The sequence below is a fragment of the Desulfobacter sp. genome (assembly GCF_050177295.1).
Genome location: NZ_JBFXHE010000415.1, coordinates 1 through 3,902, shown reverse-complemented (window position 1 = coordinate 3,902; position 3,902 = coordinate 1). Strand labels below are relative to the sequence as shown.

The window sequence follows — 3,902 nt, the reverse complement described above, 5'->3', positions numbered from 1 at the left end:
AGTTGTCAGATTTTTTCAAAAAGGACAATGTGATGACCATTCAGCGAAATATCGGCGTTATTTGTATATTGCTTATGGCTTGCGCCATTTTTCCGGCAGTATATGGCCAGGCACATGCGAGATCTTCGGTTTACGTTCCCGATGCCCTTGCCCCCTGGAAAGAATGGGTGCTGCAGGGAAAAGAACAGCAGTTGTCATGCATTCCCATGTACAACAATGCCGGACAGATCCTTTGCGCCTGGCCGGGAGAGTTAAACATGAATCTGACAGACAGCTGGGGTGCATTCAAACAGTCATGGCAGGTGTATGCCCAGACCCGGGTGGATTTGCCGGGTTCCGACCGAAACTGGCCCGTGCAGGTTCTTGCCGACGGTAAGCCTGCTGTGGTTCTGGACCAGGATAATACCCCGGGCCTGATACTTTCCCCGGGCCGTCATACAATCAGCGGACAATTTTACTGGCGAACCATGCCCGAAAGACTGAATATCCCGTCATCAAGCGGACTGGTGAGTCTAAGCGTTAATCATCAGCCCGTAACGTTTCCGGATCTGGACGATGAGGGCCGGTTGTGGCTAAAGCAGAGAAACCGTGAACAACGGGTGGAAGACCGGTTAAAAGTTGAATGTTTCCGGCTCATCGAGGATGACATTCCGGCCCGGATGTCGGTTGCGCTTACCCTGGAAGTGTCGGGCCAGGCCCGGCAGATGGTGTTGGGGCCTGTATACCAAAGTGACAGGTTCATCCCGGTATCCTTTAAAAGCCCGCTGCCTGCCCGTCTGGAATCCGACGGCCGGATCACCATTCAGGTTCGGCCCGGACGCTATAACATTGATCTTAATCTGCGCCATGCCGGGCCTTTGGAGAACGTCCGGTTCATCCGTCCGGACCAGGCATTCTGGCCGGATCACGAGATCTGGGCCTTCAGTGCCAGGACCGACCTGAGACAGGTGCAGATTTCAGGGGCTGAACCCGTGGACCCCAAACAAACGCCCATGCCGTCACGATGGCAATCCTTTCCGGCGTACCTGATGGCGCCTGCCACCACACTGGTCTTTAAGCAGATCAAGCGGGGAGATCCCGAGCCCGCACCGGATCAGCTCTCCTTGGATCGAACCCTGTGGCTGCGTTTTGACGGTACCGGCTATTTTATCCAGGATAAAATCACGGGCAAAAAGAACACCAACTGGCGCCTGGAAATGAATCCGGCCATCCATCCGGGCCAGGTTCTTGTGGATGGTAAAGAGCAGTTGATCACCAAAAGAGACGATAGCGACAAGGCCGGTATTGAGCTAAGAAACGGCGAAATTAATATTGTGGCCGATGCCACCTTTGAAAACGGGATTGCCGATGTTCCGGCAACGGGCTGGGACCATGATTTCAATGACGTAAACGGCACGCTTAACCTGCCTGCGGGCTGGACCCTTATCAATGCCCGGGGCGTAGACCGCATCCCCGGCACCTGGGTGGGCAGATGGACCCTGCTGGATTTTTTTGCGCTCCTGATTTTTACCATTGCCCTGTCCCGGGTCTACTCAAAACCTTTAGCCATTCTTGCCTTTGTCACCCTGGTGCTGATCTTCCATGAACATCAGGCGCCCAAGTATATCTGGCTGGTGCTTTTGGTGGGATTTGCCTTGCTCAAACATCTGCCCGGGGGCAGGATGCGCGCCTTTGTCAAGCTTTGTCAGGGTACGGCGCTGATCTGTTTTGCCGCCATTGTGATTCCCTTTGCCATCCAGACCCTTCGCATCGGCATATACCCGGAACTGGCCAGGACATGGACCGATACATCAAATGCCGTAATCCGATCAGAATCCCGGGATCAGGTGATGATGATGGAAGAGGGAGGCCCGAAGCAGTCCGTGGCAAAAGCGGAACGGCAGGGGGCGGATCGAAATAAGCTGATGCGTATGGAGAGCATCGCCCCGGCCAGTGCGCCTCAGCCTGCCGGAAAGTCGGCTCAAGTTATGCAGCAAGTTATGCAGTATGACCCCAAAGCCCGAACCCAGACAGGCCCGGGCATGCCTTTGTGGCCGGCGTATGAAACCATCGGTTTTTCCTGGTCCGGTCCTGTGAATAAAGACCAGTCCATAGGGTTCTTTCTGATCGGGCCAACAGTCAACCTGGTCCTGGCCTTTTTGCGGGTCGCCCTTGTGGTGCTTTTAGGTGCGGGCATGCTCGGTATCGGCAAAGGCGGCATTAAAAAGGCCGGTGCAACCGGTATCAAGCAGATGCTTCCTGCGTTGTCCGCACTTGTTCTGTGTCTTTGGCCCCTATTGTCGCATGCAGCACAATTTCCGTCAAAGGAGATGCTGGAAGAACTGGAAAAACGGCTGCTCGAAACGGACCAATGCTTCAACTCCTGTGCAAATTTGCCCCAGGCGTCCATTGACCTGAAAAAGGATGTGATGACGGTCAGCGTGGCGGTTCATGCCGCCATTGACACGGCAATTCCCCTTCCCGGGGATGCCGGCCAGTGGCTGCCGTCACAGGTAACCGTGGACGGCCTGACCGCTGCGGGCATCTTCAAGAAAGAGGGGCAATTCTGGGTGATGGTCCCCAAGGGCCGCCACAAAATAGACCTTGACGGTGCCATACGTCAGCAGAGCGGTTTCCAGCTTTTTTTCCCTTTAAAACCCCGGCACCTGGATATTGTCATGGACGGCTGGACAGTGGAAGGCAGTCATCCCGACGGCAGCTTTGATGCCCAGCTTCAGTTTAAACGAAAAGCCCGGGCAGACGGTAAAAATCAGCAGGTGCTTGAAACAGGTGTTCTGCCTGCATTTGCCAGGATTGAACGGACCCTGCTGCTCGGACTTGTCTGGAAAGTAAATACCCAGGTAATCCGTGAAGGAGAAGCAGGTTCCGGCATGGTCCTTGACATCCCGTTGCTTCCCGGCGAATCCATCACCACCGAAGGCATCCGGGTAGAGGGGAATACGGCAAAGGTCAACTTTGGTTCCGGACAGAAAACATTGACCTGGGAATCTTTTCTGGCCCCTGCGGATAAAATAGAGTTAAAACATGCCAATACCCGTGACTGGACCGAAATATGGAAGGTGGATATCAGCCCTGTTTTTCATATGGAATACCAGGGAACCCCTGTGATTTTTCATAAAACCGGCACCCGCTGGTATCCCACCTGGCACCCCTGGCCCGGGGAGAGCCTGACACTGACCGTGACCCGGCCCCAGGGCATTGAGGGACAGACCATGACCATTGAAAAAAGTCTGCTGACCTTTTCGCCGGGCAGGGCAGCGGCCACGGCTCAGCTGGATCTTACCATCAACAGCAGCCAGGGAGGGCGCCATACTATTTCTCTGCCCAAAGACGCCAGGCTGCAGGAGGTGAAAATTGAAGGCAGGATACGACCCATCCGGCAGGATCAGAACCAGGTAACCCTACCCATTGTCCCGGGACACCAGGAAATTGTACTCCAATGGGTGTCAGCCGGGGGTATTACCCCCTTCTATAAAACACCGGTTGTGAACCTGGGGATGGAGAGTGCCAACGCCTGTGTAGATATCACGCCCGGTAGCAGCCGGTGGCCCCTGTTTCTGGGCGGGGAACCCGCGTTGGGTCCGGCCGTACTCTTCTGGTCCGAACTGATCGTGATCCTGATCATTGCCTTTATCCTCTCAAAAACCGGGCGGACGCCGTTGAGCCTGTTGCAGTGGTTTTTACTGTTCATCGGCATCACCATGAACCATCCGGCACCCGCGATCATTGTGGCAGGCTGGCTGATTGCACTCGATTTTCGGTCCAAAGCCGATCGGTTCACCGGCATGAAGTTCAACCTGATCCAGCTGGGCATTGTGGCACTGACCCTGGCGTCGGGTGCATGTCTGGTTTTCAGCATATCCAACGGACTTTTAGGGCATCCGGATATGAACATCCGGGGC

At 55.1% G+C, this 3,902-nt stretch carries 1 protein-coding gene; it reads left to right on the top strand.

Features of this window, described 5'->3' with window-relative positions; all coding sequences use genetic code 11:
• Positions 1-32: 32 nt before the first annotated feature.
• Positions 33-3,902: hypothetical protein (locus tag AB7U36_RS20165; protein ID WP_428161424.1), on the top strand; the 3,870-nt coding region annotated here is incomplete at its 3' end.